Source organism: Leucobacter komagatae (genome assembly GCF_006716085.1).
GTDB classification, from domain to species: domain Bacteria; phylum Actinomycetota; class Actinomycetes; order Actinomycetales; family Microbacteriaceae; genus Leucobacter; species Leucobacter komagatae.
Genome location: NZ_VFON01000001.1, coordinates 398,101 through 423,123, shown reverse-complemented (window position 1 = coordinate 423,123; position 25,023 = coordinate 398,101). Strand labels below are relative to the sequence as shown.

Annotated in this window: 22 protein-coding genes, 1 tRNA gene and 1 pseudogene; 8 read left to right on the top strand and 16 right to left on the bottom strand. The window is 68.1% G+C overall.

The genetic code is table 11. The features are described 5' to 3' along the window. Nucleotides 1–67 precede the first annotated feature (67 nt). From FB468_RS01905 to FB468_RS01890, 4 genes are all read left to right on the top strand, one after another. Nucleotides 68–1,009: an EamA family transporter gene (locus tag FB468_RS01905; RefSeq protein WP_141885851.1), complete on the top strand. Its 942-nt coding sequence runs from the start codon at nt 68–70 to the stop codon at nt 1,007–1,009. A 22-nt stretch (nt 1,010–1,031) separates the two neighbouring features. Beyond that, the gene (locus tag FB468_RS01900) at nt 1,032–2,792 is read left to right on the top strand and encodes an ABC-F family ATP-binding cassette domain-containing protein (RefSeq protein ID WP_281290251.1); all 1,761 of its coding nucleotides are present in this window, start codon (nt 1,032–1,034) and stop codon (nt 2,790–2,792) included. Between the two features lie 236 nt (nt 2,793–3,028). Continuing rightward, the gene (locus tag FB468_RS01895) at nt 3,029–4,114 is read left to right on the top strand and encodes a M23 family metallopeptidase (protein WP_141885850.1); all 1,086 of its coding nucleotides are present in this window, start codon (nt 3,029–3,031) and stop codon (nt 4,112–4,114) included. Nucleotides 4,115–4,121: 7 nt separating this feature from the next. Further along, a complete protein-coding gene (locus FB468_RS01890; RefSeq protein WP_141885849.1) occupies nt 4,122–4,901 on the top strand; it encodes an SDR family NAD(P)-dependent oxidoreductase in 780 nt (259 codons plus the stop codon). Nucleotides 4,902–4,907: 6 nt separating this feature from the next. Here FB468_RS01890 and FB468_RS01885 read toward each other — a convergent pair whose 3' ends face one another. The 6 genes from FB468_RS01885 to FB468_RS01860 all read right to left on the bottom strand — a co-directional run bounded on the left by FB468_RS01885 (nt 4,908) and on the right by FB468_RS01860 (nt 10,925). Further along, entirely contained in the window at nt 4,908–5,828 is a 921-nt protein-coding gene (locus tag FB468_RS01885; protein WP_246055688.1) for a M23 family metallopeptidase, read from the bottom strand. Then, a complete protein-coding gene (locus tag FB468_RS01880) occupies nt 5,828–7,507 on the bottom strand; it encodes an ABC-F family ATP-binding cassette domain-containing protein (protein WP_141885848.1) in 1,680 nt (559 codons plus the stop codon). Before FB468_RS01880 ends, FB468_RS01885 begins: the two co-directional genes overlap by 1 nt. A 150-nt stretch (nt 7,508–7,657) precedes the next feature. Further along, entirely contained in the window at nt 7,658–8,143 is a 486-nt protein-coding gene (locus FB468_RS01875; RefSeq protein ID WP_141885847.1) for a hypothetical protein, read from the bottom strand. A gap of 227 nt (nt 8,144–8,370) precedes the next feature. Next, nucleotides 8,371–8,456: transfer RNA gene (locus FB468_RS01870), tRNA-Leu, on the bottom strand. A 158-nt stretch (nt 8,457–8,614) separates the two neighbouring features. Further along, a complete protein-coding gene (gene ybaK / locus FB468_RS01865; RefSeq protein WP_141885846.1) occupies nt 8,615–9,103 on the bottom strand; it encodes a Cys-tRNA(Pro) deacylase in 489 nt (162 codons plus the stop codon). A 10-nt stretch (nt 9,104–9,113) separates the two neighbouring features. Next, the gene (locus FB468_RS01860) at nt 9,114–10,925 is read right to left on the bottom strand and encodes a DEAD/DEAH box helicase (RefSeq protein WP_425460803.1); all 1,812 of its coding nucleotides are present in this window, start codon (nt 10,923–10,925) and stop codon (nt 9,114–9,116) included. Nucleotides 10,926–11,105: 180 nt separating this feature from the next. On the opposite strand from FB468_RS01860, the gene FB468_RS01855 reads away from it, so the two are divergent. After that, on the top strand, nt 11,106–11,948 hold the full coding sequence (locus FB468_RS01855) for an SGNH/GDSL hydrolase family protein (RefSeq protein ID WP_246055687.1): 843 nt from the start codon (nt 11,106–11,108) through the stop codon (nt 11,946–11,948). Nucleotides 11,949–11,960: 12 nt separating this feature from the next. On the opposite strand, the gene FB468_RS01850 is transcribed toward FB468_RS01855, so the two are convergent. Beyond that, nucleotides 11,961–12,491 carry a GNAT family N-acetyltransferase gene (locus FB468_RS01850; protein WP_211359063.1) on the bottom strand — a complete coding sequence of 177 codons (531 nt, stop codon included), beginning with the start codon at nt 12,489–12,491 and terminating at the stop codon, nt 11,961–11,963. A 73-nt stretch (nt 12,492–12,564) separates the two neighbouring features. Between FB468_RS01850 and FB468_RS01845 the strand changes: the two genes are divergently transcribed. Then, a complete protein-coding gene (locus FB468_RS01845) occupies nt 12,565–12,909 on the top strand; it encodes a hypothetical protein (RefSeq protein WP_141885844.1) in 345 nt (114 codons plus the stop codon). Here FB468_RS01845 and gluQRS read toward each other — a convergent pair. Then, nucleotides 12,899–13,840 carry a tRNA glutamyl-Q(34) synthetase GluQRS gene (gene gluQRS / locus FB468_RS01840; RefSeq protein WP_211359062.1) on the bottom strand — a complete coding sequence of 314 codons (942 nt, stop codon included), beginning with the start codon at nt 13,838–13,840 and terminating at the stop codon, nt 12,899–12,901. The genes FB468_RS01845 and gluQRS overlap by 11 nt on opposite strands. A gap of 89 nt (nt 13,841–13,929) precedes the next feature. On the opposite strand from gluQRS, the gene FB468_RS01835 reads away from it, so the two are divergent. Then, nucleotides 13,930–15,300, top strand: a complete 1,371-nt coding sequence (locus tag FB468_RS01835) for an FAD-binding oxidoreductase (protein WP_246055686.1) — start codon at nt 13,930–13,932, stop codon at nt 15,298–15,300. A 78-nt stretch (nt 15,301–15,378) separates the two neighbouring features. Next, on the top strand, nt 15,379–16,233 hold the full coding sequence (gene pdxY / locus FB468_RS01830; RefSeq protein WP_141885842.1) for a pyridoxal kinase PdxY: 855 nt from the start codon (nt 15,379–15,381) through the stop codon (nt 16,231–16,233). A gap of 37 nt (nt 16,234–16,270) precedes the next feature. Here the strand turns inward: pdxY and FB468_RS01825 are convergent, their stop codons facing one another. From FB468_RS01825 to FB468_RS01795, 8 genes and pseudogenes are all read right to left on the bottom strand, one after another. After that, complete coding sequence (locus tag FB468_RS01825; protein WP_141885841.1) at nt 16,271–19,627, bottom strand: ATP-binding protein; 3,357 nt, start codon at nt 19,625–19,627, stop codon at nt 16,271–16,273. Next, the gene (locus FB468_RS01820) at nt 19,624–20,247 is read right to left on the bottom strand and encodes a DUF4194 domain-containing protein (protein ID WP_141888059.1); all 624 of its coding nucleotides are present in this window, start codon (nt 20,245–20,247) and stop codon (nt 19,624–19,626) included. The genes FB468_RS01825 and FB468_RS01820 overlap by 4 nt, the downstream gene beginning before the upstream one ends. Before the next feature lie 136 nt (nt 20,248–20,383). After that, nucleotides 20,384–21,949 (bottom strand): DUF3375 domain-containing protein, encoded by a 1,566-nt coding sequence (locus FB468_RS01815; RefSeq protein WP_141885840.1) that lies wholly within the window; start codon nt 21,947–21,949, stop codon nt 20,384–20,386. A 58-nt stretch (nt 21,950–22,007) separates the two neighbouring features. Further along, complete coding sequence (locus tag FB468_RS01810) at nt 22,008–23,186, bottom strand: DUF4303 domain-containing protein (RefSeq protein ID WP_141885839.1); 1,179 nt, start codon at nt 23,184–23,186, stop codon at nt 22,008–22,010. 96 nt (nt 23,187–23,282) lie between these two features. Further along, complete coding sequence (locus FB468_RS01805; protein WP_141885838.1) at nt 23,283–23,645, bottom strand: type II toxin-antitoxin system death-on-curing family toxin; 363 nt, start codon at nt 23,643–23,645, stop codon at nt 23,283–23,285. 152 nt (nt 23,646–23,797) lie between these two features. Beyond that, nucleotides 23,798–23,992, bottom strand: a pseudogene (gene rhuM, locus FB468_RS17340) (RhuM family protein); the annotation flags it as partial. Continuing rightward, nucleotides 23,961–24,173, bottom strand: a complete 213-nt coding sequence (locus tag FB468_RS17335) for a virulence RhuM family protein (protein WP_246055685.1) — start codon at nt 24,171–24,173, stop codon at nt 23,961–23,963. The gene FB468_RS17335 and the pseudogene rhuM, both read right to left, overlap by 32 nt. A gap of 136 nt (nt 24,174–24,309) precedes the next feature. Beyond that, nucleotides 24,310–24,990, bottom strand: coding sequence for a GntR family transcriptional regulator (locus FB468_RS01795; protein ID WP_141885837.1), 681 nt, complete (start codon nt 24,988–24,990; stop codon nt 24,310–24,312). Nucleotides 24,991–25,023 lie beyond the last annotated feature (33 nt).

Genomic DNA, 25,023 nt, shown 5'->3' with positions numbered 1-25,023 from the left:
TCGCCCCTCCGAACGCGATAGCCTCTCTTCGAGTGTCCCCGCCCGGGGAACAATTCGAGAGGCAACGATGCACGCGACCCACCCCGCACAGAACACCGCGGTTGCGGGCTTCCTCCTCGCGATCGGCTCCGCCGCCTCGTTCGCGCTCTCCGGGATCTTCGCCAGTGCACTGCTCGCCGCCGGCTGGTCTGCAGGCGCCGCGACGACGGCGCGCATCACACTCTCGGCACTCGTGCTGCTCGGCCCGACGCTCGTGCTCATGCGGGGCCGCTGGCAGCTCGTGCGCCACGCCTGGGGCCAGCTCGTCGTCTTCGGAGTGCTTGCCGTGGCGGGCTGCCAGCTCGCATTCTTCCTCGCGGTGCAGTTCATCCCGCCGAGCCTCGCGCTACTCATCGAGTTCACCGGCCCGGTCATGCTCGTGTTCTGGATGTGGGCGCGCAGCAGGGTTGCCCCCTCCGCCGTCACTCTGCTGGGCGCCGGAATCGCTATCGCCGGTGTCGTCGCGATCTCAGGCGTACTCGCGGGCGTTTCACTGCACCCGCTCGGCGTCGCGTTCGCGCTCATCGCGGCCGCAGGGAACGCCGCGTATTACGCGACCGGCGCATCGAGCAATCACGGCATCCCGACGCTGCCGTTCGTCGGTCTCGGCCTGCTCGTTGGCGCAGTTCCTCTCATCATCGCCGGGGCCCTCGGGGTACTCCCATTCACCGTGACGGCCGCGCCGGCCGTGATCGCTGGCAGGTCGGTGTCGCCGTGGCTCGTCGTCGCCGGCATGGTGCTCATCTCAACGGTGCTGTCGTACCTGCTCGGTGTCGCTGCCTCGCGGCGGCTCGGTGCGACGGTGGCGAGCTTCACGGGGTACTCTGAACCCCTGTTCGGCATCGTCTGGACGATCGCACTTCTCTCGGTCATTCCGACGCCGCTCCAGTGGCTCGGGGCCGCGCTCATCGTCGCGGGCGTCGTAACCGTGAAGATCGGAGAGCTGCGACGCGCGCGATCCCGGCAGTGACCGAAACGTCAGGGGACCCACAGTGACCGCTTCAACCGCCGAGACACACCTCCGCCTCGATGGCGTTTCGCACGCCTTTGGTGCGCGCCGCGTGCTCACCGACGTGAGTTTCTCTGTTGCCTCCGGAGCGCGCGTTGGGCTCATAGGCGAGAACGGCTCGGGGAAGTCGACGCTGCTACGCATCGCGGCGGGCGCACTTTCCCCCTCCGCAGGCGCCGTGACGGTGATGACCCCCGGCGGTCGAGCACCGCGGGTCGGGTTGCTGCACCAGGAGCCACCGTTCGCTGGGGCCGCCACGATCCGTGACGCCCTCGCAGCCGCGACCGCCCCGGTGCGCGCCGCCACGCTCCGCCTTGATCGCGCATCCGAGGCACTCGCGCTTCCCGGTGACGCCCGAGAGACTCGAGCACGGGAGGGCGCGTACTCCGAGGCGCTCGATGATGTTGAGCGCCTCGGCGCGTGGGAACTCGAGACCCGTGTCGAGCAGACGCTCGCAGGGCTCGGGATCAGTGAGATCCCGCGAGACAGGGCGACCGCTGAGCTCTCTGGAGGGCAGCGCGCCCGCCTCTCACTTGCGTGGACGCTGCTCAACTCGCCCGACGTACTCCTGCTCGATGAGCCGACGAATCACCTCGACGACCGCGCCACAGCGTACGTCGTGTTCACGCTCAGCCGTTGGCGAGGCCCCGTCATGTTTGCGAGCCACGACCGCGCATTCCTCGACGAGGCCGCGACCTCGCTCGTCGACCTCGACCCGGCCCCGAGGCAGCACTCCGTTGCGGCAGCGCTCGCGCAAGACGGGACTGGCTCAGGGATCGGCGTCACACGGTTCACCGGGGGCTACTCCGAGTACCTCGCGGCGCGCAGCCTGGCGCGCAAGCGGTGGGAAGCGCAGTACGCGGCTGAGCAGGCTGAGCTTCGCAGGTTGCGGGCTTCCGTGGGGTCGAACCAGATCGTTGGCCATGAAGAGTGGAAGCCGCGCACAGAAAGCCGCATCGCCACGAAGTTCTATGCCGACCGCAACGCCCGGGTCGTCGCCCGCAGAGTCAACGACGCCAGGTCGCGACTCGACGAGCTTGCGGTGCGGCAGGTCGCGCAGCCACCTCGCGAGCTCACGTTCGCGGGCTTCGGCGCCCCGTCCGCGCCAAACGCTGCAGAACCGATCCCAGCAGCGCCGATTCCAGAGCCCGTCGTTGCCGCGGTCGGGATCAGCGTTGCGGGGCGCCTCGCACCGACCACACTCACCCTGCGGGTCGGCGAGAAGCTGCTCATCACCGGGGCAAACGGCGCCGGGAAGTCGACGTTGCTGGCCGTGCTCGCGAGGCTGCGCTCCCCCGACACTGGTGCGGTGCATCTCGCACCGGGCACCCGCGTCGGCATCCTGGAGCAAGACTCGACCTTCGCCGGCCCGCATGGAAGCGGCGGAGACCGCAGCGTCGCGGAGGTCTACGCAGAGGCTGTTGGCCTGAAGATCGCCGAGGCGGTGCCGCTCAGCGCACTGAGGCTACTCGCTGCACGCGACGAAGCGGTGCCTGTCGAGACCCTGAGTGTCGGGCAGCGCAGGCGCCTGGCGCTCGCGACGCTCATCGCTGATCCACCCGACGTGCTGCTGCTCGACGAGCCGACAAATCATCTCTCACTCAGCCTCGCCGACGCTATCGAGCGCGCTGTCACGAACTTCCCAGGAACCGTGGTGCTCGCCTCGCACGACCGCTGGCTTCGAGAGCGGTGGCGCGGGCGCCGCCTTGAGTTAGGTCCGGCACAGACAAGCGAAAACACCTGATTCCCCTGGGTTTCCGAGCGATAACCACACGGTTCTTAGCCGAAGCGTAATCGAATCGTTGCAAAATCGTTGCGCAATTCTCCGGTCGCGTTCAGCCTCTGTCCGACCGGCGTCACCGGCGGGTGAGCTTTCCGGGGCCGCCGGCGGTTTGCTATGGTTGCATGATTCAAGCTTCGAGGGGCCGGGTGAAGCGGCCGGAACCCTCGATAAGACAAATGACCGCTGACTCTCACTACATGTCTCTTCCCCCGCAACAGCCGGCCTCGTACCCGAGCCGGCGCTCCCTCCGCGAGGCCCGCCAACGGCGCGAGAAGGCGTCGGCCGCAGAGTCAAACGAGGCGCTGCAGCCAGCGAAGTCACCGGCGCCTGCCGTTGAGGGAACAGAGACGCCAGTCCCCGAGGCAACAGCGACGCCTGCCGCCGAGGCAGCAGAACCGACGCCCGCAGCCGCACCAACTCTTGCCCCCGACCAGCCGGTCACCCCGCCAGCAACACCGGGCCTCTTTCTCACCCCGCTCCCCGAGTTCGTACTCGGCGGCACACAGGAGGCCGCGGCAACGCCCTCCCCCACGACTCCCGAAACGGCAAAGCCGAAGCGCCCCACAGCAAAGAAGCTGTTGGCAGCAACATTCTCCCTCGCGTGCGTCGGCTCTCTCGCCGTCACGACCACGCTCCCCGCATTCACGAGCGCGTTCGGCGACGTGGCGGCTGCTGCCGCCCCCGCGGCCCGCTCAGACCAGGAGCTGCAGAGCTCCGCCGTCACAAACAGCCAGGACGCGCTCGACGCGATCGGCTCCGTCGAGCTCGGCGTTGACCCGGGATCGTACAAGCAGCTCACGCCTGAGGCTGGCCTCGTCGACCCCGCATCGCTCGACTCGACAGAGATTCGCTTCGCCTTCGACCGCGAGTACCCGCTCACCGACGGTTTCGCCTACCGCACCGCCCCCGTTGAGCAGTTCCACGACGCGCAAGACATCGCGGCGCCCGGCGGCACTCCGGTGCTCGCCATCGGCTCGGGCCAGGTCATCGAGGCCGGCTACGCCACCGATGGGTGCGGGTTCTCAATCAAGTTGCAGCACAACGTGAGCGGCGAGACCCTCACGAGCCGTTACTGCCACATGCAGGTTGACTCCCACGACCACAAGGTCGGCGACAAGATCGAGATCGGCGACTTCATTGGCAAGGTCGGCAACACCGGCATGTCTTTCGGCGACCACCTCCACCTCGCGCTGCGCCGCAGCGGCGTACCGATCGATCCGCTCCCCTACATCCAGGAGCAGATCGACAAGGCCGCCAAGCGGGCAGCTGCCAAGCGCGGCTAGCAGCTTCGTGGCCTATCGAGCGCTCGTGACGGGTGCGTCTGCCGGGCTCGGGGCGGAGTTTGCGCGGCAGCTCGCGGCGCTCGGAATTGATCTCGTACTCGTCGCCCGTGACAGTGCCAGGCTCGAGCGGCTCGCGCACGTCCTCCGAGGCCGCTACGGCGTGGGCGTCGAGGTGCTTACCGCCGACCTCACTGATGAAGCGCGGCTCGACGCCGTTGCCGCCCGCCTCGCGGACGGCGACGCACCCATCGACATTCTCATCAACAACGCCGGCTTCGGTGTGTACGCGAGCTTCGAGGAGAGCGCCATCGCCGACGAGCGCCGCCTCCACGAACTCCTCTCGTGGGTTCCGCTGCGCCTCGCCCACGCCGCAGTCCCAGGCATGCTCGCCCGCGGGCAAGGCTGGATCCTGAACGTCGCGAGCGCGGCCGCGTTCATGCCGAGCGGCAGCTACGGCGCGGCGAAAGGCGCCGTGGTCTCGCTCTCCCGCTCCCTGAGCACGCGCTATCGCCGTCGCGGCGTGCGCGTGACGGCGCTCTGCCCCGGCCTGATCGCGACCGAATTCCACGAGCGCATGGGCGAGGATCACCTTCCCGACCTTCCCGCGGTCGCCTGGGCAGATACCGGGCGCGTCGCCCGCGAGGGCCTCAAGGCGCTGCACCGGGGCACACCGGTGCTCGTATCAGACTGGCGCTACCGCGCGCTCAGGCCGATCGCGAGACTCGTGCCCGACGCGCTGCTTGAGCGTCTCGGTAGCACCGGACGCGGCGTTCGCGCGGATGGATAGCGCGCCCTAAGCCGTCAAGAACTCTCCCGAGCGCGGCATGCCTGGCACGGTCGGTTCGACTTGGTTTGAATCATCGTTCGAACCACCGCTCGGAGCCGCGTTCGGCTGCTCGATCGTAAGCCCGGTAAAGGCCATCGCGATCCCTTGCGCGGTGACGAACGAGCGGCGATCCATGAGCTGTGCGTGCACGTGCGGCTCCGAGGAGTTCCCCGAGTTCCCGCACTCACCCACAACCTGGCCCGCGGTCACCCGGTCGCCGGGCTTCACCCGGAGCGAGCCGCGACGCAAGTGCGCGACCGCAGCGTACACGCCATCCAGCCCGCCCTCGCCTCGAATGACGACGTGGTTCCCAATCACGAAGCCGGGGCCTCCGAGCTCACGCAGCATGCCCTCAATCATGAGATAGATCATGGCGGCCGACGACGACCGTGAGCGGTGGTCGCGCCGCCAGCCGGTCGCCCGCACCACGACACCGTCGATCATCGCGTGCACGGGCTCCCCAAGGGCCGGGAAATCGCTCGCAGGGCGCATTGCTGGTCCAGAGCCGTACTCGGGCCGAACTGCCCCGTGCGGCGCGTACACGAGGTCGACGGCGTGTGACTGCCCGTAGCCTCGAACGCCGTGGCTCGGCACCTGCGTCGCGGGGCTATTGAGCGCGAGCCACCGGCCGCCCACGGGCGCGGCGACCCAGAGAGGCGCAGCCTCCCGCTCGCGCGCCGCGATGCGCCGACCGCCGAACCACGCGAGCGCGATCGCGGCCGCGTACCCGATCGCCGAGACCAGGGCGACGACCCCCGCGACGTCGGCGGCACCACCCGCGGGTAGCGCGAGGCGAACGACTACCCCACCGAGGAGGCCGAGCGTCGAGAGCACGAGTGCCACGCTGCGAGCGCGGTACAGGGCACCAAGCAGGTTCGGCGCACCCACTATCGCGCCCCGCGATCACGCTCGACCCGTGTCTCTCTCCAGACTGGCGTGGCCGACTCGCGCACGTCACCATCGCTCCCGAAGACGAGGAAGCGCTCGAAGTCACGCGCAAACCAGCGGTCGTGGGTGACGACGATCACCGTGCCGTCGAACAGGCTGAGCGCGTGCTGGAGCGCCTCGGCCGACACCAGGTCGAGGTTGTCGGTGGGTTCGTCGAGCAGCAGCAGGGTCGCGCCGCCAAGTTCAAGCAGCAGGATCTGGAAGCGAGCCTGCTGACCGCCCGAGAGCGACTCAAACAGTTGCTCGGCCGCCCGCGCAAGCTCATAGCGGGCGAGCGCGCGAGCGGCTTCCTCGCGCGGCATGCCCGCTCGGCGCTCGTCACCTCGGTGCAAGATCTCGAGCAGCGTGCGGCCGTGCAGGTCGGGGCGCCCCTGGTTCTGCGCGAACCAGCCCGGCCGCACGCGCGCACCGAGCCGAGCCAGGCCTTCGTGCTCGACGGGAGCGATCTCGGCCTCCGTGACCGGAGCGTGCTCGGGAGAGGGGTCGGTGCCGCCCGCAGCGAGCAAGCGCAGGAAGTGCGATTTCCCTGAGCCGTTCGAGCCGAGCACAGCGATGCGGTCGCCGTACCAGGCTTCGAAGTCGAACGGGAACATGAGCCCGACGAGCTCCAGTTGCTCGCACACGAGCGCGCGCTTGCCCGTTCGCCCGCCCCGCAATCGCATCTCGAGGTGCTGGTCGTGGGGTTGTTCTTCGGGCGGACCTGCGTCCTCGAACCGCGCGAGCCTGGTCTGTGCTGCGCGGTACCGCGAAGCCATATCTGAGTTGTACGCCGACTTCTGCTTATACATGAGCATGAGCTCGCGCAGCTTCGCGTGCTCTTCGTCCCAGCGCTTCCGCTGCTCCTCAAGCCTCGCAAACCTGCGTTCGCGGGCCTCGTGGTAGCTGCCAAAACTTCCGGGATGGCTCCAAGCGGTACTGCCCGCGGCCCCGAGCTCCAACGTCACGATGGTGGTCGCCGTCCGCGCAAGGAGTTCGCGGTCGTGGCTCACAAACAGGATGCCCTTCTCGGTCGCCCGGAGCTGGTCTTCGAGCCACCGCTTCCCCGGCACGTCGAGCGAGTTATCGGGCTCGTCAAGAATAAGGATCTCGTCTGGCCCACGCAGCAGCGCCTCAAGCGCGAGCCGCTTTTGCTCACCACCGGAGAGGGTCGCGAGCGGCCGGTCCCGGCAGTCGTCATACGGCATGCCGAGGGCCGCAACCGTGCACGTGTCCCAGAGCACCTCGGCGTCGTACCCACCCGCGTCACCCCATGCCGTCACCGCGTTGGCGAAGGCCATCTGCGACTTCGTCGAGCCCGTCTCCGTCATGCGGGCCTCAGCGGCGATGAGGCGTTCGGCGACCTCCCTGAGCGCGGGCGGAGACACTGAGAGCAGCAGCTCGTGAACGGTTCCGCCGACGATGAACTGACGCATAACTCCGACAGACCCCGTGCGGGCGACCGCACCAGATTCATCCTTCAGTTCGCCCATCACAATCTTGAGCAGCGTGCTCTTGCCCGCACCGTTCGCTCCGATGAGCGCGACGCGCTCCCCCTCGCCGACCGAGAACGAGACCTCAGAGAGGAGCGGTCGGCCGTCTGAGAGCGTATAGCTCACCGCCGCGATATCAAGATGAGCCATTGAACGAACGTAGCACGCGGCGGCCACGTGCCACCCTTGAACTTGCCCGGATGGCAACGGCGGCCGGCAAGGATAGCTCGGCCGGCTCGGCCGGCTCAGCCGGCTCAGCCGGCGAGGCCAGCTTTCCCGGAGCCCAAGGTTGGCTCCCCGCTACGGGTACCGCTCACCGGTGCGCGGTGGGCGCCTCATGAGGCGCTGGAGAGCGCCAACGACGACGCACACAATGAACGCGACGAGCGGGAGGCCGGTCATCAGCAGCATCGCGAACGGGACCCAGATTGACCCCTCGAGGAGTTGAGCCGCGGTCGCCTCGTGCGATTGCGCCGTAAGCATCGCCCCGGCGGCGAGGCTGAAGAGATAGAGCAGCGCCCCGGCGAGTGCAGAGAGCATGATGGCACGGAGCCGCTCTGGGCTACGGCGAGTGCCGAGGGCGAGCGCCAGGAGCGCGAGTACCGTCGCGGGGGCGATCAGCCAGCGGAGGCCGGGCGTCGGGAACAGCCACCCACCGAGCCACAGCGTCACCCCGGCGAGCAGCGCGCCCCCAACGAGGTAGAGCACCACAATGCGAAGAGTGCTTGAGGAATGGCGCTCCCCTGCGTGACCGTCTGAGTGAGTTATGGCCGAAGACTCCGTCATGCGTCAAGTATGCCCGACCCCGTTCCACCCCCGATGTACCCGCTCCGCACCGGTGCACCCGGAAAATACGCGTAACAAGCGGGCACATCGGCGCCAACCGGGTGAATCGGCCGCAGGGCGTGGCCGGGGGCCGCGGGCTGGTGCTGGGCGGGCCGGCAGCCCCAGAGACGCGGCACCACACAATGCAAGAAGGCCCCTGCCGAAGCAGGGGCCTTACTCGATTCGCGTGCGCGAAGGGGGACTTGAACCCCCACGCCCTAATACGGGCACTAGCACCTCAAGCTAGCGCGTCTACCAATTCCGCCATCCGCGCGAATCTGTTTGGCTGGTTTCTCACCGGCCGAACAGGGAATAATTTAGCATGGAACGTTGGCGCATTGCGAATCACCCCGTGAAGCCGGGCGCGGCGCGGCCTCGTTTTCGCAGGGAATGACCCCCGGATCCCAATGCCAGCAACGATCTGTGCCAGATTCAGGCTTTTGCGATCGGCGCGAAGCTTCCGCCGGTCGCGCGGGCAAGATCGTCCGCCGAAAGCTCGATATCGAGCCCACGGCGCCCCCCGGAGACCAGAATCGTCGGAAACCCGGGCGCGGATATGTCTATGACTGTAGCCAAACGCGTCTTTTGGCCGAGCGGACTAATGCCGCCAACGACGTAGCCGGTCTTGCGCTCGGCGATCGCCGGGTCAGCCATCTGTGCCCGCTTTCCGCGGGCGGCGGCCGCAAGGGCCTTCAGGTCGAGCTTGCCTGAGACTGGCACGACCGCAACGACGAGGGCTCCGTCAACGTCGGCGAGCAGGGTTTTGAAGACCTGCCGCGCATCGACACCGAGCTCGCGCGCCGCTTCTCCCCCATAGTCGGTTTCTCCGGGGTCGTGAGTGTAGCCGCGCACAGCGAAGTCAATGCCCAGCTTTGTGAGCGCCACCATCGCAGGCGTCGCACCTGCCGCTTTCTTTGCCATGTGCTCCACCCTACGGGCGCAGGCGCCGCCTCAGCAGATCGATGCGCTTCTGCAGCTGAGTGACCGAGGCCTGCGCAACGGCAGGCCCGCCGCAGGAGCGCCGCAACTCATTGTGAATGTCTTTGTGCGGCTCGCCGCTCACCCGGGAGTACATGCCAACGAGGCTCGAGAGCAGCTTGCGCTGCTCCTGTAGCGTCCGGTGCAGGGCGCCGGGGGCCTCGGCCTTCTCGGGCGCGTGCTCAAGGATGCCCTGGTTCTGGGCGCTCCGCCTTGCCTGCTTCGACTGCCTTTGCTGGAGCAGCGCGCGAACTTCCTGCGGCTCGAGGATGCCGGGGAACCCGAGGAAGTCGAGTTCTTCCTCAGTTTCGACCTCGGCGTAGCCACCGAATTCTGCGCCGTCGAAGACCGCGCGGTCGAAGTGGGCGTCGGATTCGAGCGCCTGGTACTTAAACTCGTCTTCGATGAGCTCGGACGATGCTTTATCCTCGCGCTCGGCCTCCGCCATGAGCGCGGCCTCGGCGTCCCACATCTCCTCGGCCGACTTCGGCCCCTCAAGCACGTGGTTGCGCTCTTTCTCAAGCTGCGCTGCAAGCAGCATCAACGGCGGCACGTTCGGAATGAAGACCGACGCGACCTCGCCACGGCGGCGGGAACGCACGAAGCGACCAATCGCCTGGGCAAAGAACAGCGGCGTTGACGAGCTCGTCGCGTACACGCCGACGGCGAGGCGCGGAACGTCGACGCCCTCGGACACCATGCGCACCGCGACCATCCACCGGGAGGTGCCCGCCGAATAGCTGTCGATGCGCTCCGAGGCGCCGGCGTCGTCGGACAGGATCAGCGCGACCTCTTCACCCGAGATCTCCTGCAGCATCTGCGCGTAGGCCTTCGCTGAGGCGTGATCGGTGGCGATGACGAGGCCACCAGCATCTGGGATGTGGCCGCGCACCTCAGTGAGGCGACGGTCAGCCGCCCGGAGGACTTTGCCCATCCAGTCGCCCGCCGGGTCGAGCGCGGTGCGCCATGCCTGACTCGTGACATCCTTCGTGTTGCCCTCGCCGAGGCGGGCCTCCATCTCCTCACCGGCGGAGGTTTGCCAGCGCATCTTGCCTGCGTAGACCATGAAGATCACGGGGCGAACGATGCCGTCAGCGAGCGCTCGGCCGTAGCCGTAGTCGTAGTCGGTGAGGGAGATGCGCGAGCCATCACCCTGGGGCGCGTACTGCACGAAAGGAATGGGCGCCTCGTCCGAGCGGAACGGCGTTCCCGTGAGCGACAGGCGACGCTTCGCCGTGCCGTAGGCCTCGCGGATCGCGTCGCCCCAGCTCAGCGCGTCACCGCCGTGGTGCACCTCGTCCATGATGACGAGCGTGTCGGTGAACTCGGTGAGCAGCCTGTGCTGCACCGGCTTCATCGCCACCTGAGCATAGGTCACAACGACGCCGTCGTAGTGCCGGCCGTAGCCGAGACCGTCGCTGTTCGAATAGCGCGGGTTCAAGCGGATGCCCGCGCGCGCGGCCGCGTCAGCCCACTGCACCTTCAGGTGCTCTGTCGGCGCGACAACGATGATCTGCGACACCGTCTGGTTGCCACGGAGTGTTGCGGCGAGGCGAAGCGCGAATGTCGTCTTACCTGCGCCCGGCGTTGCCGAGGCGAGGAAGTCTTTGGGGTTGCGCTCAAGGTAGAGGTTAATGGCCTCCTGCTGCCAGGCTCGGAGGTTCCCTGCGGTGCCGCGTGCTGCCCGCTCTGGGTAGGCGGGCGGAAGATGCTCGGCGGCAAACGTTCCCGGGAGGAGAGTCCCGTCTTCTGCCGATTCAATCACAACGTCTTAGACTACCCATGAACGCTTAGTCGTGCCTTGGTGCGCGGCAACCCGAGCGCGTCGCTGTTGCGACCACCCCAAAGTGACCGGGGAAAGCTAGGGCGCTGCGCACTAGCAAGCTAGCGTACGCCGCATACGACGGCGGGAATGAGACCCAGAAACGAAGAAGGAGCGCGGACCGTGGTTCAAGATTCACACCAGACTGGTGGGCCGAACGGTGCGGCTGGCGACAACGCGGAGCTGCCGTGGTCGCGGTTTGTCGCGATAGGCGATTCTTTCACCGAGGGGCTCGGCGACCCTGACCCCGAAAGCCCCGGGGGCCTCCGCGGCTGGGCCGACCGCTTCGCCGAGGTGCTCGCCGACAAGAACGACGAGTTTGCCTACGCGAACCTCGCGGTGCGCGGCAAACTTATCCAGCAGATCATCGACGAACAGCTCGACAACGCGATGGAGCTGCGGCCCGACCTTGTGAGCGTGTGCGCGGGTGGAAACGACGTCATCCGGCCCGGGACCGACCCCGACGAGGTCGCTGCAAAACTCGATCACATCGTCTCGAGGTTGAGCGAGACGGGCGCAACGATCCTGATTTTCACCGGCGTTGATGTCGCGTTCCAGCCGGTGTTCCGCTCGATTCGCGGGAAGGTCGCGATCTTCAACGAGAACGTTCGCAAGGTGGCGCAGCGGCGCGATTGCTACGTCGTCGACCAGTGGGCCATCGAGGAGCTGCAGGACAGCCGCTACTGGGCGGGTGACAGGCTGCACATGAACGCGCTTGGGCACCACACCATCGCGCGCGCCGCGCTCGATGCGCTGAACGTGCCACACGAGCTCGGCCCGCTCGATCCGCCACCACTGCCCGAGCGCACCTGGCGTCAGGCTCGCAAGGAAGACGTGGTGTGGGCGCGGGAGCACCTCGTGCCGTGGGTGGTGCGGCGTATCAAGCACGTTTCCTCCGGCGACGACATCGAGCCCAAGCGCCCCGAACCGCAGGCGCTGCGCCCGCGGCACGGCGCCGGCGACTAGCCCCCTGGAGCGCTAGCCCCCCCCTGAGGGCTGCACCGCGGGTCCCTTGGCGAGGCTAAGCACGTACCGCTGCATCGGGTATCCGGCCGTCGGGTGCGGCGTCGGGCTCCCCGACGCGACGAAGCCGTGGCGCTCGTAGAGCGAGATCGCTCGCGCGTTGTTCGTGCGCACCTCAAGCGACACACTCGCAAGGGCGGCAGCTCGCGCGTGCTCGATCGCGTCGCGCAACAGCGCCGAACCGACCCCGGGTACCGCGTTCCTTGGATCGACAGCGAGGTAGTGCAGTAGCGCCTTCGCAGGCTCTCCGGCTTCCCGTTCGAGTAGCGAGAAGCCGGCTCCCGGGGAAGTGGCAATTGCGAACCGCACGATCGGCGCCGCAAAGGCATCCCGAACCCGCTGCTGCATGACCGGCCGGTCGACGCTCCCGTCGCGCGCCGCGAGCGCGTCGGCCCAGAGCCTGGCGCACCACTCGACGTCGTCGGGCGCGACCCCGGTGCGGATCACGGTGGGCTCGGCAGGGCTGCGTATTGACGGCTCGGTCATGAGACCTCAATCTAGCGCGCGCCGAGCGAAGATTTCACTTCGCGCCCCCAGACGCTCGAAGTAGGGTGGGAGCATGCCCAACATTACGAAGCAAATCGCAGACACCGTCACTCAGACCGGCGTGCACACAGCCTACGGCGACCCAGTCGACCTCGACGGCACGACGGTCATGCCCGTCGCCGTCGGCGGCTACGGCTTTGGCGCCGGCGAGGGCGGTGGCGGCGCCGACGGCACCGTCTCGGGTGAGGGATCGGGCGGCGGTGGCGGCGGAATCTCCGTTCCGATCGGCGCGTACGTCGCCCGCGATGGCCACACCCGGTTCGAACCGAACATCATCGCGCTGCTCACCGTAGGCGTGCCGTTTGTGTGGGTCGCGGGCCGCGCGCTCGCGCGCGTGATCCGCGCGCTCAAGCGCTAGCCGGGCCCCACACCCACGGCTCGCGCGGCAGCGCCGCGGGGTCGAACCGCTCGACGAGCTGGTCGGGAGTGACCGACTCCCCCGGCTCAGCGAGCCCGAGCGAGGTCGCGAGCATCGCTCGTACCTCGCCTGCGCTCGTGCCCGCGGCGGCCAGGTCACGGAGAGTGACCGCGCCGTCGCGCTTCGCGAGGCGCGCGCCCGTCGGCCCCAGCACAAGCGGCACGTGCGCGTAGCTCACCTTGGGCGGGGTAGGGAGCCCCAGCAGCCCCTGGAGCAGGATCTGGCGCGGCGTCGACGACGCGAGGTCGTCACCGCGCACGATCTGGTCGACGCCCATCGCTGCGTCGTCGACCACAACTGCGAGGTTGTAGGCGACGGTGCCGTCGCCGCGCTTGAGCACAAGGTCATCGATGTCGCCGACGACGTGTCCGAGCACGAGGTCGTCGAAACCGAGGCCTGTCTCTCCAGCGGGCGCCCGGAGGCGCAGAGCGGGCAGGCGCGGGGCGATCCGCTGCCGGGCCGCCGCCCGCTCGGCCTCGGTGAGGTCTCTGCAGGTTCCCGGGTAGGCGCCAGGAGGCGCGTGCGGTGCCGTCGGGGCGGCAAGAATGTCCTTGCGGGTGCAGGTGCACTCGTAGACGAGCCCGGCGCTCGACAGCTGCGCGATCGCGGCCTCGTGGGCGGCCGCCCGGGTCGTCTGCAGCACCACCTCGCCGTCCCAGTCGATGCCGAGCGCACTGAGATCGGCGAGCTGCGCGTCAGCCGTTCCTGCGTCGCGGGCCCTGTCGAGGTCTTCAACTCGCAGCAGAAACCGCCGCCCACTCCCCCGGGCGAAGAGCCACGCGATCAGCGCGGTGCGCAGGTTTCCGAGGTGCAGCTCCCCTGATGGGCTGGGGGCGTAGCGGCCGGCGCCGGGGGTCAGATGCGAGTTCACTGTCTCATGTTCTCACGGCCGCGAAGGCCCGGCCGCCACACCGCCCGGCCGCGCGCTACGCTGGAAAGCAGAGCGACAAGGAGGCCCGGGTGGAGAACAGCGACGTGGATCTTGACGGCGACCTCGCAGAGCTGCGAGTCAAGCTGGGCGACCGCCTCATCACCGAGCGGGCCGCAGTGGCACCGTTCGAACGCGACTCGTCACGCACCGTTTTTGCCGGGGAGGCGCTCGCCCTCGTCCTCGCCGAATCAGCCGAAGACGTGTCGAATGCCCTCGCCTGGGCGAACACCCGAGGCATCCCCGTGAGCGTCAGGGGCGCCGGCACCGGTCTCGTCGGGGGCGCGACGGCGTACGATCGGGGGCTCATCGTCTCGCTCGAGCGCATGAACGCCATCCTCGAGATCTCCCCGCGGGAACGGCTCGCCACGGTGCAACCGGGGGTTGTTACGGCCGACCTCGACGAGGCGGCGCACGCGCACGGCCTCTTCTTCCCGCCCGACCCGGCGAGCGTGCGCACCTGCACGGTCGGCGGCAATATCGCAACGAACGCGGGCGGCCTGCGGTGCGTCGCACACGGCGTTACGTCAGATTGGATCGCGGCGCTCACCGTCGTGCTCGCCGACGGGCGGGTCATGCGCACTGGCGCGCGGACGCGCAAGAACGTCGTCGGGTACGACCTCACCAGGCTCTTCGTCGGTTCGGAGGGCACGCTCGGCGTCATCGTCGAGGCCACCGTGCGGCTCGAGTCACTTCCTCCCGGCGCCCCGGTGACGTTCTGGGCCGAGTTCGATGGGCTCGCCGGGGCGGGCGGCGCGGTGACCGAGATCGTCGGGTCTTCATCACGGCCGGAGGTGCTCGAGCTCATGGACGCGCTCACCGTCCAGACGATCGAAGCGGTCTTCCCGTCGGGAATGAGGATCCCGCGCGGCGCACTGCTCGTCGGCCAGACCGTCGGGCCCGACGCCGCCGCGCACGCCGATGCGATCCTCGCAATCTGCCGTGCCCACGGGGCGTCGGACGCCGCCATCGCCGCGAACGATGACCTTGTCGAGGCCCGCCGGAAGTCGAACCCGGCGCTCAGCGCGCGCGGCTTAAAGATCGCGTGCGACGTCGGCGTGCCCGTCTCGCGACTTGCGGAAATGTTCGCCGGCGTCGCCGAGATTTCGCGGCAGCACGGGATCGAGGTCGCGAGCGTCGCCCACGCGGGCGACGGCAACCTGCACTGCAAGGTCGCGGCGCCCAACACTCCGACCGGGATCGCCGCGGCCGACGCGCTCATCGACGACATCACGCGGCTCGCGCTCACGCTCGACGGCACGATCACCGGCGAGCACGGCATCGGCTCGGTGAAGCAGCACGAGCTTGCCTGGCAGCTCGACGCCGTCGCCCTCGACGTGCAGCGCGAGATCAAGCGGGCGTTGGACCCACGCGGGATCCTCTCCCCCGGACGCGCGATCTGACGGCACACCCCGGATCGATTGGTCCAGCCCAAGCGAAGCGAAGTGGATCACTCGATGGTCCAGTGAAAGGATCGGACAATGCGCATTCTGTCGATCCAGTCATCTGTCTCTTACGGTCACGTCGGCAACTCGGCCGCGGTGTTTCCGCTGCAGCGGATCGGCGTCGAGGTGATGCCCGTCTACACGGTCGCGTTCTCGAACCACACGGGGTACGGCGCCTGGCGCGGCCCCATGTTCTCGGGAAACGACGTCCGCGAGATTGTCACCGGAATCGAGGAGCGCGGCGGCCTTGAGGGTGTTGACGCGGTGCTCTCCGGCTACCAGGGCGGCGACGACATCGGCGACGCAATCCTCGACGCGGTCGACCGCGTGAAGCAGCACAGCCCGAACGCCATCTACGCGTGCGACCCGGTGCTCGGCAACGCCGTCTCCGGCTGCCACGTCGCCCCCGAGGTGCAGAACCTCATTCGCGACCGCGTCGTGCCGCGCGCAGACCTCATCACGCCGAACCAGTTCGAGCTCGGGTTCATCACCGGCACGACGCCGACGACGCTTGAGTCCACGCTTGAGTCGGTCGAACGCGCCCGCGAGATCGGCCCGAAGACCGTGCTCGTCACCAGCGTTGAGCGGCCCGAGCGCGCGTCAGACGGTGTCATCGAGATGCTCGCCGTCCACGGTGACGGCGCCTGGCTCATCGAGACGCCGCGGCTGCCGCTCAAGGCAAACGGTTCGGGCGACGTCACGGCCGCGCTGTTCACCGCACACCTCACGGCGTCGGGTGACGCGGGCGACGCCCTCGCCCGCACCGCTTCGAGCGTCTTCACCCTGCTCGAGAACACGCTCGCTTCGGGCCAGCGCGAGCTGCAGCTCGTCGAGTCGCAGGAGGCCTACGCCCACCCGAGCATGCAGTTCGAGGCGAAGCGGGTCCGGTAGCGGCCCCGTTTCACTCCGGGGCCACCGGCCCCGGGGGCTACCGGGCCTCCGGCAGCCCCACCTTCGGCTTCGCCCACGACCTCCCGGTCGTGTCTTTCAGGATGTCGTACTCGACGTCGACGTGGGGCTCAATCGCGCTGTACTTATCGTTCGGTGCGCCGATCACGAGCTGGAACCCCAGGCCACGCCACGCGCCGATGGCGCGCTTCGTGAAGTGTGCGTCGGCCTTGATGAGGGCCTCGTCGAGGAACACCGGGGCGTAGCGGGGTCGCTCAGCGTCTGCGTCGCCAAGCTGGTAGCGGAGCGCGGCACCCACGATGAACGCGATCAGCTCCTGCGACTCACCACCCGACTTCTCACCGATGTGGTCGTAGAGCGCCGCGTGCTCCTTCGTGACGGCGTCAACCTTCTCAGCGCTCACGCGCACGTGGTTGCGCACGTCAACGAGCTCGGCGAAGTCGGGCGCGGTACGCCTGATGCGCCCGATGAACTTCTTCATCCGCTCGTACGCCTGCTCGCGATCCTCATCCGTTTTCGCGTCGCTGATGAGCGAACGCACCTCGCGCAGCTCGGCCCGGAAGCGGCGGCGCGCCTCCGACTGGTTCTCGCGCGGCGTGATCTGCAGCCGGTGGTTGTCGTCGTAGAACGGCAGGTCTTGCATGATGCGGTTGATCGGCTCGATCCGCTCCTTGATCTCGCGCAACGCGCGGCTGAGCATCGAGTCGAGGTTGGTGAGGTCGTTGCCCGAGAGCTTCAGCAGGCTGTGCTTCCACTCGGTCTCGAGCTCGTGCAGGCCGCTCGTCTCGAGCTCAGCGAGGATGCGCTCGAAGTCCTTCAGCGACGAGTCGGGGTCGGCGCGGAGGTTCGGGTTGGGCCAGCTCTCGAGGAACGACTCGAGCGCGCGCTTCAGGTGCAGCCGCTGTTCCTCGAGCGTGAGCTGCGCGGCGGCCTGATCCTCCCGCAGCAGCTTCGATGCCGTATCGAGCGCGGCGTCGAACCGCGCGAGGGCCTCAAGCTTGCTTCGCGCTGGCGCGCCCGCTGGGTTGTCGAAGCGATCGTCGAGGTAGGCGAGCTGCTGTGGGTCGAGCGTGCGCTCCGCGTCCTCTGCGTCGTCAACGGCGCGCTGCGCCTCGTCGACCTCGTCGGTGATGTGCGCCCAGTCTGTGGCGACCTTCTCCTGGCGGGCCTCGGCGCGACCGAGCGCCTTCTGCAGCTCCGCGAGCTTCTGCTTGAGCTGACCGATCTGCGCCTTGAGTGGCTCAAGCTTCGGGTTGCCCGAGACAAGCTCGGCGACGAGCGCCGTCCACTTCTCGCGCTGCTCCTCAAGCGTCGCCACGTCGACCTGATCCCACGTGAGGTCGCTGATCTTCGCGTACGCGGCGTAGCGCGCGTCGAGCGCGTCGAGCGCCGCAGCGGCTTCCTTCTCCGCCTTCGTCGCGGCGGTCAGCCGCGCCGACAGGTCGCCGGCCTGGCCCGCGAGCTCGTCGAGGCGGCGCTGGTTCGAGAACCCGAGCACGTTGGCCCGCCCGTGCCCGCCGTGCGCGCCGCGCGTGCCCTGCGACATCTGGCCGCTGATGCTCAGCGCCATGCGGTGCTCCGAGAGCCCGGCCGCCGTGTCGACGCAGACGAACCCGAACTGCTCCTCGAGCCTGTCCATCAACCAGCCCGTGAACGGGGTGTCGCGGAATTCAAGCCTGCCGGGCAGCAGCGCGGGGTCGAGCCGCGCGTGCCACCCGCGGTCGGTGTGCGCGCCCTCGTAGCGCAGCCGCATGGGCAGGCGCACATCGTTGATCGCCTGCCGAAACTTGCCGAGATTCGCTGTGTCAATGAGCAGCGTCGTCGCGAAGCCACCGAGGGCAAGGTTGAACGCCTGCCGCCAGGGCTCGAACTCCGTGCGCACCTCGATGAGCTCGCCGACGAACGGCAGATCTTCGACCGGAATCCCGGCAGCGCTCGCGAGGAGCTCCCGCGCCTCGTGGAGGTGGCCGGGGATGTTTCCTCTGAGCCCTTCGGCGCGGCCGCTCTCCTTTGCGAGGTCGGAGACCTGCTCGCGCAGCGCGTTCGTCTTGCCCCGGGCATCGGCGTAGGCGTCACGAACGCCTGCCTTTGCCTGCGGGTCGGCGAGCGCCGCCTGGGCGCGGGCGATGAGCTGGCGGAACTGCCTCTCGGTCGCCGCTTCCTCCCCGATGGGCGAGATGGCCTCGTCGAAGCGCCGACGCGTCGCCGTGACGGTCTCGAGCTGCTTTTCAACGATCGAGAGGTCGCGCTCGGCACGCTCGATCTGGTCGCCGCCGGAGTTGCGGAGCACCTCGACGAGACCTTCGCGCTCTGCCTCCGCGGCAGACGCCAATGCCTGCTGCGTGCGCACCTCGGTGTCAGCCGCCGCCTTATCCTGCTGCAGCTCAGCCTCGACGGCGCGCAGCAGTTCGAGGCGGCGCCCCGTGCGCCACAGGGCTGACAGCGAGTCGGGGTCGTCGAAGCGCCCGATGTCGTCGATGAGGCGCAGCTGGTCTGCCGCCGCGACGATGCGGCCCCGCATATCGCGGATCGGGCGCAGGGCGCGCACCTGGCGCTGCGCCGTGACCATCCGCATGCGAGTACCCTCAAGCTCGTCGAAGTGCTCGACGACGGCGTCTGCAGTTGCGAGCGTCTCGGGCTCTTCAAGCACCATGCGCTTGTACAGTTCGTCGACCGTCGTGATCTGCTGGCCAGCCTGGATTCGAGCGAGCAGGCTCATCGCCTTCGCGCCTGCCCCAGAGGCCCCGATGCCGAGCACCGAATGAATCTTCGCCGAGAACTCCCTGTCGGTCGAATAGGTTTCGAGCCCCGCGGTACGCACGGCGGCATCGCTCAAGCGCTGGATCGCCGCCGATTCAAGGTCGCCGAGCTCGAACGGGCCGTCGATGGTTGCGCGCACCCGCACCGTGTCTTCGATGATGCGGGCCGAGGCTGGGATGTACCAGGCGCGCAGCGCGGTGAACTTTGAGCCGTCGTGGTCTTCCCAGGTCGCGGCAATCGCCGTCCACGTATCCTCGCCGTCACCGCGCAACACCCGCACGCGGGTGCCCTCGTCGGTGCGGGATTCGTCGAGTTTGCCGCGACCGTAGGAGAGGATGTTGCGCTGTTCTTCACCGCGCGAGCGGCCAGCAACTCCCCCGTTCGAGGCGCCGTTGAAGGGCGTCGTGTGCGGCATCATGAGCGCAATGTAGGCGTCCATAAGGGTTGATTTCCCCGAGCCGGAGCCGCCACAGAGCAGCGTCGCGTTAGGCGAGAACTTCACCCGGTGCGCCCCGTCGTAGCCGCCCCAGTTCACGAGCTGCAACTCGTCTGCGACCCATTGCTGACCGCGGGAGGCAGCGGGAATCAGCCCAAAGAGTGTGTCGAGCATGGTCATGATGCGGGATCCTCGTTCTTCATGGCGGCGTCAACCACCTGCTCCTTCAGCCACCGCTGCAGCTCGCCGAGCCTGTCTGCGCTGAGCACGACCTCGACGAGCGGGGTCACGAGGTACCTACCCTCAGACTCCTCGTCGATGATGCCCTCATTGCGCAGGCGGTTGAGCGCCTTCTCAATCGTCTTCTGACGGGCGGCCGTGTTGCCGTCGCTGTCGGCGAAGTAGCTGAGCACCGTCTGCTCGATCTCTTCGACGTCGATGCGCACGGAGGGCTCGCCCGCCGTCGACTCGCGCTGGTACACCGTGCGCAGGTAGACGAGCACGAGCGTCTCGGCGCGGTTGTACGCCTCATCACGCAGCAGCACGGGAACCTCGAGCTCCTCAGAGCGAACCTGCTGCTTGTAGGCGACCCCGCGATCGGGGTCGACGATGAGCCTGATGAACAGATCGTGCAGTCGCGACTCGATGACCTGCTGGTTCTCGAGCAGCACCGTCCAGTCGTCCTTGTGTCGATCCGCGAAGACCACGCGACGCTGCAGAATGCGCACGAGCACGCGGCGCACGGCGGGGTCGAGCACGCCCCGGTCTCCGACGAAGAACTCCTCGGGGTCGCGCTCCATCGGCGCGGCGCCGACGAAGGCGCCGTCGGCGTCGTGCGTCTCGGCTACCGGCGCTGCTGCCTCCGGCGCTGCCGTCTCCGGCGCTGCTACCTCCGGCGCTGACTGCTCGGTCGCTGCCTGCTCGGTCTCTGCCATCTCACTCACTTGCATGTGCTCCAACTGTGGCCGCGGATTGCGCGGCCGATGAATCAATAGGTGCCGTTTCGTCGGCGCCACGGGTGTCGCCGGCGACGCCAGCACGAGCCGTCACTGCGCCGAACGCGAACCGTCGGGTCGTGCCATCGGGGCGCGTCGCTTCGACAACCGATACGCCGTCGCCCTCGCTCATCCCGCGCCGGTGCGCGAGTTCAAGCAGACCGAGCAAGTCAGCCGGCCTCCGGGTCTCGACGTCGTCGATGCCCTCGAACGCCTCGGCAAGGTCAAAGGCCTCGCCCTCGATCCGTGCGACGTATGCCTCCAGCTCGACGTACTTCGGGCCGCCCCACGCCCGCGTGTCAGCGTCGACGAACTCCGCCGCACTCGCGGCCTCGTCCGCGTCGCGCAGCGGGGCGGGCAGGTTCGGGGGCCGCGGGTCGCTCACGGTTTGGCGGAGGTGGTGGATCCCTGCCGTCGGCAGCGCCCGCAGCGGCTCGACGCGGTCGCGCGCGTTCGATTCGGGCACCCAGGCTTGCAAGCCGGCCATGACGCTGCGCAAGAGCCCGTCGACCTCGCGGTCGCGGATCGGGTCGTGCGTGCGCACCTGGGTCGTAATGATGTGCGAGGCCCGCCGCTGGGCGGTCAGCACCTCTTCGACGCCCTGTTCGACCCGCTTCGCGATCGCGCGGAGGTCGCCTCGCTGCTCGGCGGTCATCAGCCGGGCGAAGGGTCGGCCAAGGATCGACTGGAGCTGCTCAGTGAGCTGGTCAATATGTTCGGGGTCGCCGATGAGCTTGAGCGCGCCGGAAAAGGCGCGGCCCTCAGGGGTCGCATCCATCACGTGCTCGCCCCGCCGCAGGTACTCCCGCAGCACGTCGCCCGTCGGGCGCTCGTCGCGGCGCAGCTCGGCGATGACGTCGCGCTGCATCGCGTTGATCGACTCTGCGACCCGAACGAAGTCGGCCGGGAGCTCGCGCGAGAGGTGCAGCACGTTCTCCGTGTCTTCGAGCAACTGCTCGTCGTCGATGGGGTCAAAGTCGTCGTCGCCGTCGAGGCGAGCGAGCTCGGCGTCGATCTCGGCGCGTTCGGCGAGCAGCCGTTCGATGCGCTTCGCCGGATCCGTCTCCGCGCTCAGCGTCAGCTGCTCGACGGATTCGAGCAGCGTGCGCACGCGCGAGCGCGATACCTTTGCTCGCCCGCCACCGGCGCGGCCGGCGATCTCGAGCGCGCCGACGGCCTGCGCTGAGAGTCGGTACAGCTCGACACCGTCCTGAATCTGTGGGACGAGCCACCCGACGCGGGCCCAGTACCGGCAAATATCACGGCCCGAACCGCTCGGCAACCGCCGCTCGTCACGGTCGTACCCTGCCGCGCGAAGCTCGTCGACGAAGTTGCCGACCTCGATGTGGGCGTCAGAAATCGGCACGGAGTGGCGTTCGGCGGTAAACATCCCCGAGAGCACCGAGACCACGAAGGGAGCGTAGCGACCGTGCAGCAGGTCGAGCGTCGGGTTCTTGAACGCTGCCAGCGCGCGCTGGTAGGCGGTTTCTGAACGAGAGCTTGTCACTTACCAAGGATACCGCCGCGAGCGAGGCGCCACGGACACGAGCAGCAGCGCGGCGGTGTCACGCCGAGGCGCCGGCGTCCTCGAGCACGACTCGGGCGTGTGTGCGCACAATCTCCCACCGGGATGCGAGCGCGGCGCGCGCGGTGGGAATTTCGTCGGACGCGAGCGCGCAGTAGCCGCTACCCGGGCGCAGCTCCTCTTCGAACACCGCCTCGAGCTCGGGGTGGCGTTCGAGCGCACGCTCAATCGGCGCGTAATCGAGCGGGCGGTGAGCACCGCGGTCGCGAAACGAGCTCAGCGGGTCGGCGAGGCCTCGCACGGCGACGTCGACGGGCAGCTCGGAGACGCGGGTGAGGATCAGGTCTGATCGGCCGAGCCGCGCGAGGGCGCTCGCCGCCCAGGCGCGGGAGTTCTGTTGCGCTTTCTTCGAACGCATGAGCCAGTCAAGCGCCTCGATCACCTCGGGTGTATCAACGTTGATCTCCGCGAGGAGCCGCGCGGCGACGACATCACCGCGGGCGAGCGTCTCGTGTCGTACGACGCTCGCGAGCGCGGGGATCGCCGCTGTGCCGCAGCCGACGAGCAGGCCCTCGTGCTCTCCGATCAGTGGCCCTTGATACCGGGGCGCAACCGCCTCGGTGAGGAGTTCTGCGACGCGCTCCTCGACGGGGAGAGCTGCGAGGCGGCGGCGCTCACGCTCGGCGTCGTCGTACTCAGGGAAGTGCGCGACGAGCTGCGACTTCGTGAGGCTCAGCGGGATGAGCTCGCCCGCCTCGTCTGCGGCAACCGCCACGAACGATTTCGACACGGTTCCCTCTGCGACGAGCTGCTTCATGGCCTGTTTCGCGGCCTTGGGGAAGCAGCGCAGCCAGCGATCGTACTGGTTCTCCCACTGGGCACTCCCGGCACCCGCCGACGCCTGTACCGCATCAGCACGGGCCTGCAGCTCCGGGGTCGGGTCGAACCCGTGTGTGAGGTCGGGCCCAGACCAACGGAGCGACTCGGAGAGCCCCTCTTCAGCGCCCGACTGCGCGGTGTAGTCGGCGACGACCGCGGCGAGTGTTTCCTCGGTACCGACGGTGACCATCGGCCAATAGATCACCGTGCCATCGCCGTAGAACTCGTGAAACATGGCGCCGTAGATTGCCTCGGTCGGGTACTGCTCGTGGACGGAGCGCACCGCTTCGACAAGTTGCGCCGCGGCCGCCGCGACGACCGCTTTCGTGTCAAACGCCATGCTCGCTCTCCTCCAGGGAAACTCTCGTTGGGGCTACGGGTACTCAGGCCACCGACTCCAAGTTACCTGTCGCGGGTGTCGCATGGGCTCCCCTGATCAATCGGCCAGCATTCGCACGAGCAGCGCGATCATGAGGTCTTTCTCTCCCGGGTCACTCATCGCGATCATCAGGGTCGTGGCAGCAAGCGCCTTGTTGCCGATGCGAGGCCTTCCGAAGCCGTCGTTGAGGAGCCCGTTCCGGGCGAGAAAGGTCACGAAGAGCGCCGTAGCGCTGCGTTTGTTGCCGTCGGCGAGCGGGTGGTCCTTCACGACCAGATAGAGCAGGTTCGCCGCTTTCTCCTCAACTGTTGGGTACAGCTCGTGCCCGGCGAATCCCTGGTAGATCGTTGCGACTGTCGCCTCAAGCGCATCACCGCGTTCCCGGCCCAGCAGGGTGTCTGCCGGAAACTCCGCGGCCACCTGCCGACCCCCGGGAGATACCCGGCCAACACGTCGGCGACCCCTGCGACAAGTTCGTCGTCAGACCGGCTCAGCACCTTGACGACGACGCCGAGCTGCTCGAGCCGTTGCTCGTTGAGGGCATACCCGCGCACGAGATAGTCACGGAGCCGGGCGGTCGCCCAGATTCTGAACTGCGTTGCCACCTTGCTCTTGACCCGGTAGCCCACGGAGATGATTGCGTCGAGGTTGTAGGTCAGGGTCTTGCGTCGAACCTGGCGGTTGCCCTCAATTCGAACCTGTAAGGATTCCTTACAGGTTGCCGACTCAGCCAGTTCACCCTCGCGATACACCCCACGAAGGTGCATGGTGCATACTCTCACGGGTCGTGCCAAACAGCTCAGCAATCTGCTGCTGGCTCAGCCACACCGAGTCATGCTCAAGCCGCACTTCGATGGCGGGCGAGCCATCGGCCGCGTGGTAGAGAATCACTTCGCCCGTCGAATCGGCGCTCACGCCGCGGCCGTCAGTACTTTTGGTGTCGTCCATCGTGCACCCTCCCGTGTTGTCAACGCTGACAGCGGGGTTCCGCTGATGCGGACAGGCTAGGCGCGACCGCCGACATTCACCTCGGGAGCGCTATCTCCGGCAGCCGTATCTCCGGCAGCCACGTCCCCCAGCAGCGCTATGCCTCGGAAGGGGCGACAGCCTCTTTCGGGAGCCCGCGGAAGTAGCTCCGCTTGGATCGACGTACGTGGCCCGCCATGGCGTTGCCTGCGGCATCGACGTCGCCCGCGTCGATCGCCTCGATGATGGTGTGGTGCTCGGGCCACGAGGTCTTCGACCGTTGCGGGGCGTCTGCCTTATAGAGCCGCTCAATTGAGCCCGCGATGGTGACGAGCAGTGCCGAGAGCACGCTACTCCCCGCGAGCCCCGCGACGGCCTGATGGAAGCGCATGTTCAGCCCAACGAGCAGGTCAAGGCGCTTCTCCGCGAGCGCCGCGTCGCCCTCCGCGAGGATCTCGGTGATCTCCGCGCGAATCGCTGCCCAGTCTTCGTCTGCTGCCTCGCGCAGGGCTGGTGCGCGTCGCGCCGCTTTCCGAGCTGTCGCGCGCTCGATCTCCTCGCGGATATCAAACAGATCGGCCGCGTCTTCGGCGGGTAACGCAGTCACCCGCGACCCGAAGTAGAGCTTCGAGTCGACGAGCCCCTCGGACTCGAGCGCCCGAATCGCCTCTCGCACGGGGACTCGGCTCACGCCGAACTCACGGCTCAGGGCGATCTCGTTGAGGTGGGTGCCAGCGGTGAGGTCCCCCATGACGATGCGTTCACGGAGCACGCTGCGAATCCGTTCTACGTTGCTCACAACCACGTGCACTCCTCATCGTCTGCGGTGTGC

Coding starts and splice junctions, on each gene's coding strand:
- FB468_RS01905 (WP_141885851.1), top strand. CDS start 68: ATGCACGCGACCCACCCCGCACAGAACACCGCGGTTGCGGGCTTCCTC.
- FB468_RS01895 (WP_141885850.1), top strand. CDS start 3,029: ATGTCTCTTCCCCCGCAACAGCCGGCCTCGTACCCGAGCCGGCGCTCC.
- FB468_RS01880 (WP_141885848.1), bottom strand. CDS start 7,507: ATGGCTCATCTTGATATCGCGGCGGTGAGCTATACGCTCTCAGACGGC.
- FB468_RS01875 (WP_141885847.1), bottom strand. CDS start 8,143: ATGACGGAGTCTTCGGCCATAACTCACTCAGACGGTCACGCAGGGGAG.
- ybaK (WP_141885846.1), bottom strand. CDS start 9,103: ATGGCAAAGAAAGCGGCAGGTGCGACGCCTGCGATGGTGGCGCTCACA.
- FB468_RS01850 (WP_211359063.1), bottom strand. CDS start 12,491: ATGACCGAGCCGTCAATACGCAGCCCTGCCGAGCCCACCGTGATCCGC.
- FB468_RS01845 (WP_141885844.1), top strand. CDS start 12,565: ATGCCCAACATTACGAAGCAAATCGCAGACACCGTCACTCAGACCGGC.
- pdxY (WP_141885842.1), top strand. CDS start 15,379: ATGCGCATTCTGTCGATCCAGTCATCTGTCTCTTACGGTCACGTCGGC.
- FB468_RS01825 (WP_141885841.1), bottom strand. CDS start 19,627: ATGACCATGCTCGACACACTCTTTGGGCTGATTCCCGCTGCCTCCCGC.
- FB468_RS01820 (WP_141888059.1), bottom strand. CDS start 20,247: ATGGAGCGCGACCCCGAGGAGTTCTTCGTCGGAGACCGGGGCGTGCTC.
- FB468_RS01810 (WP_141885839.1), bottom strand. CDS start 23,186: ATGGCGTTTGACACGAAAGCGGTCGTCGCGGCGGCCGCGGCGCAACTT.
- FB468_RS17335 (WP_246055685.1), bottom strand. CDS start 24,173: ATGGACGACACCAAAAGTACTGACGGCCGCGGCGTGAGCGCCGATTCG.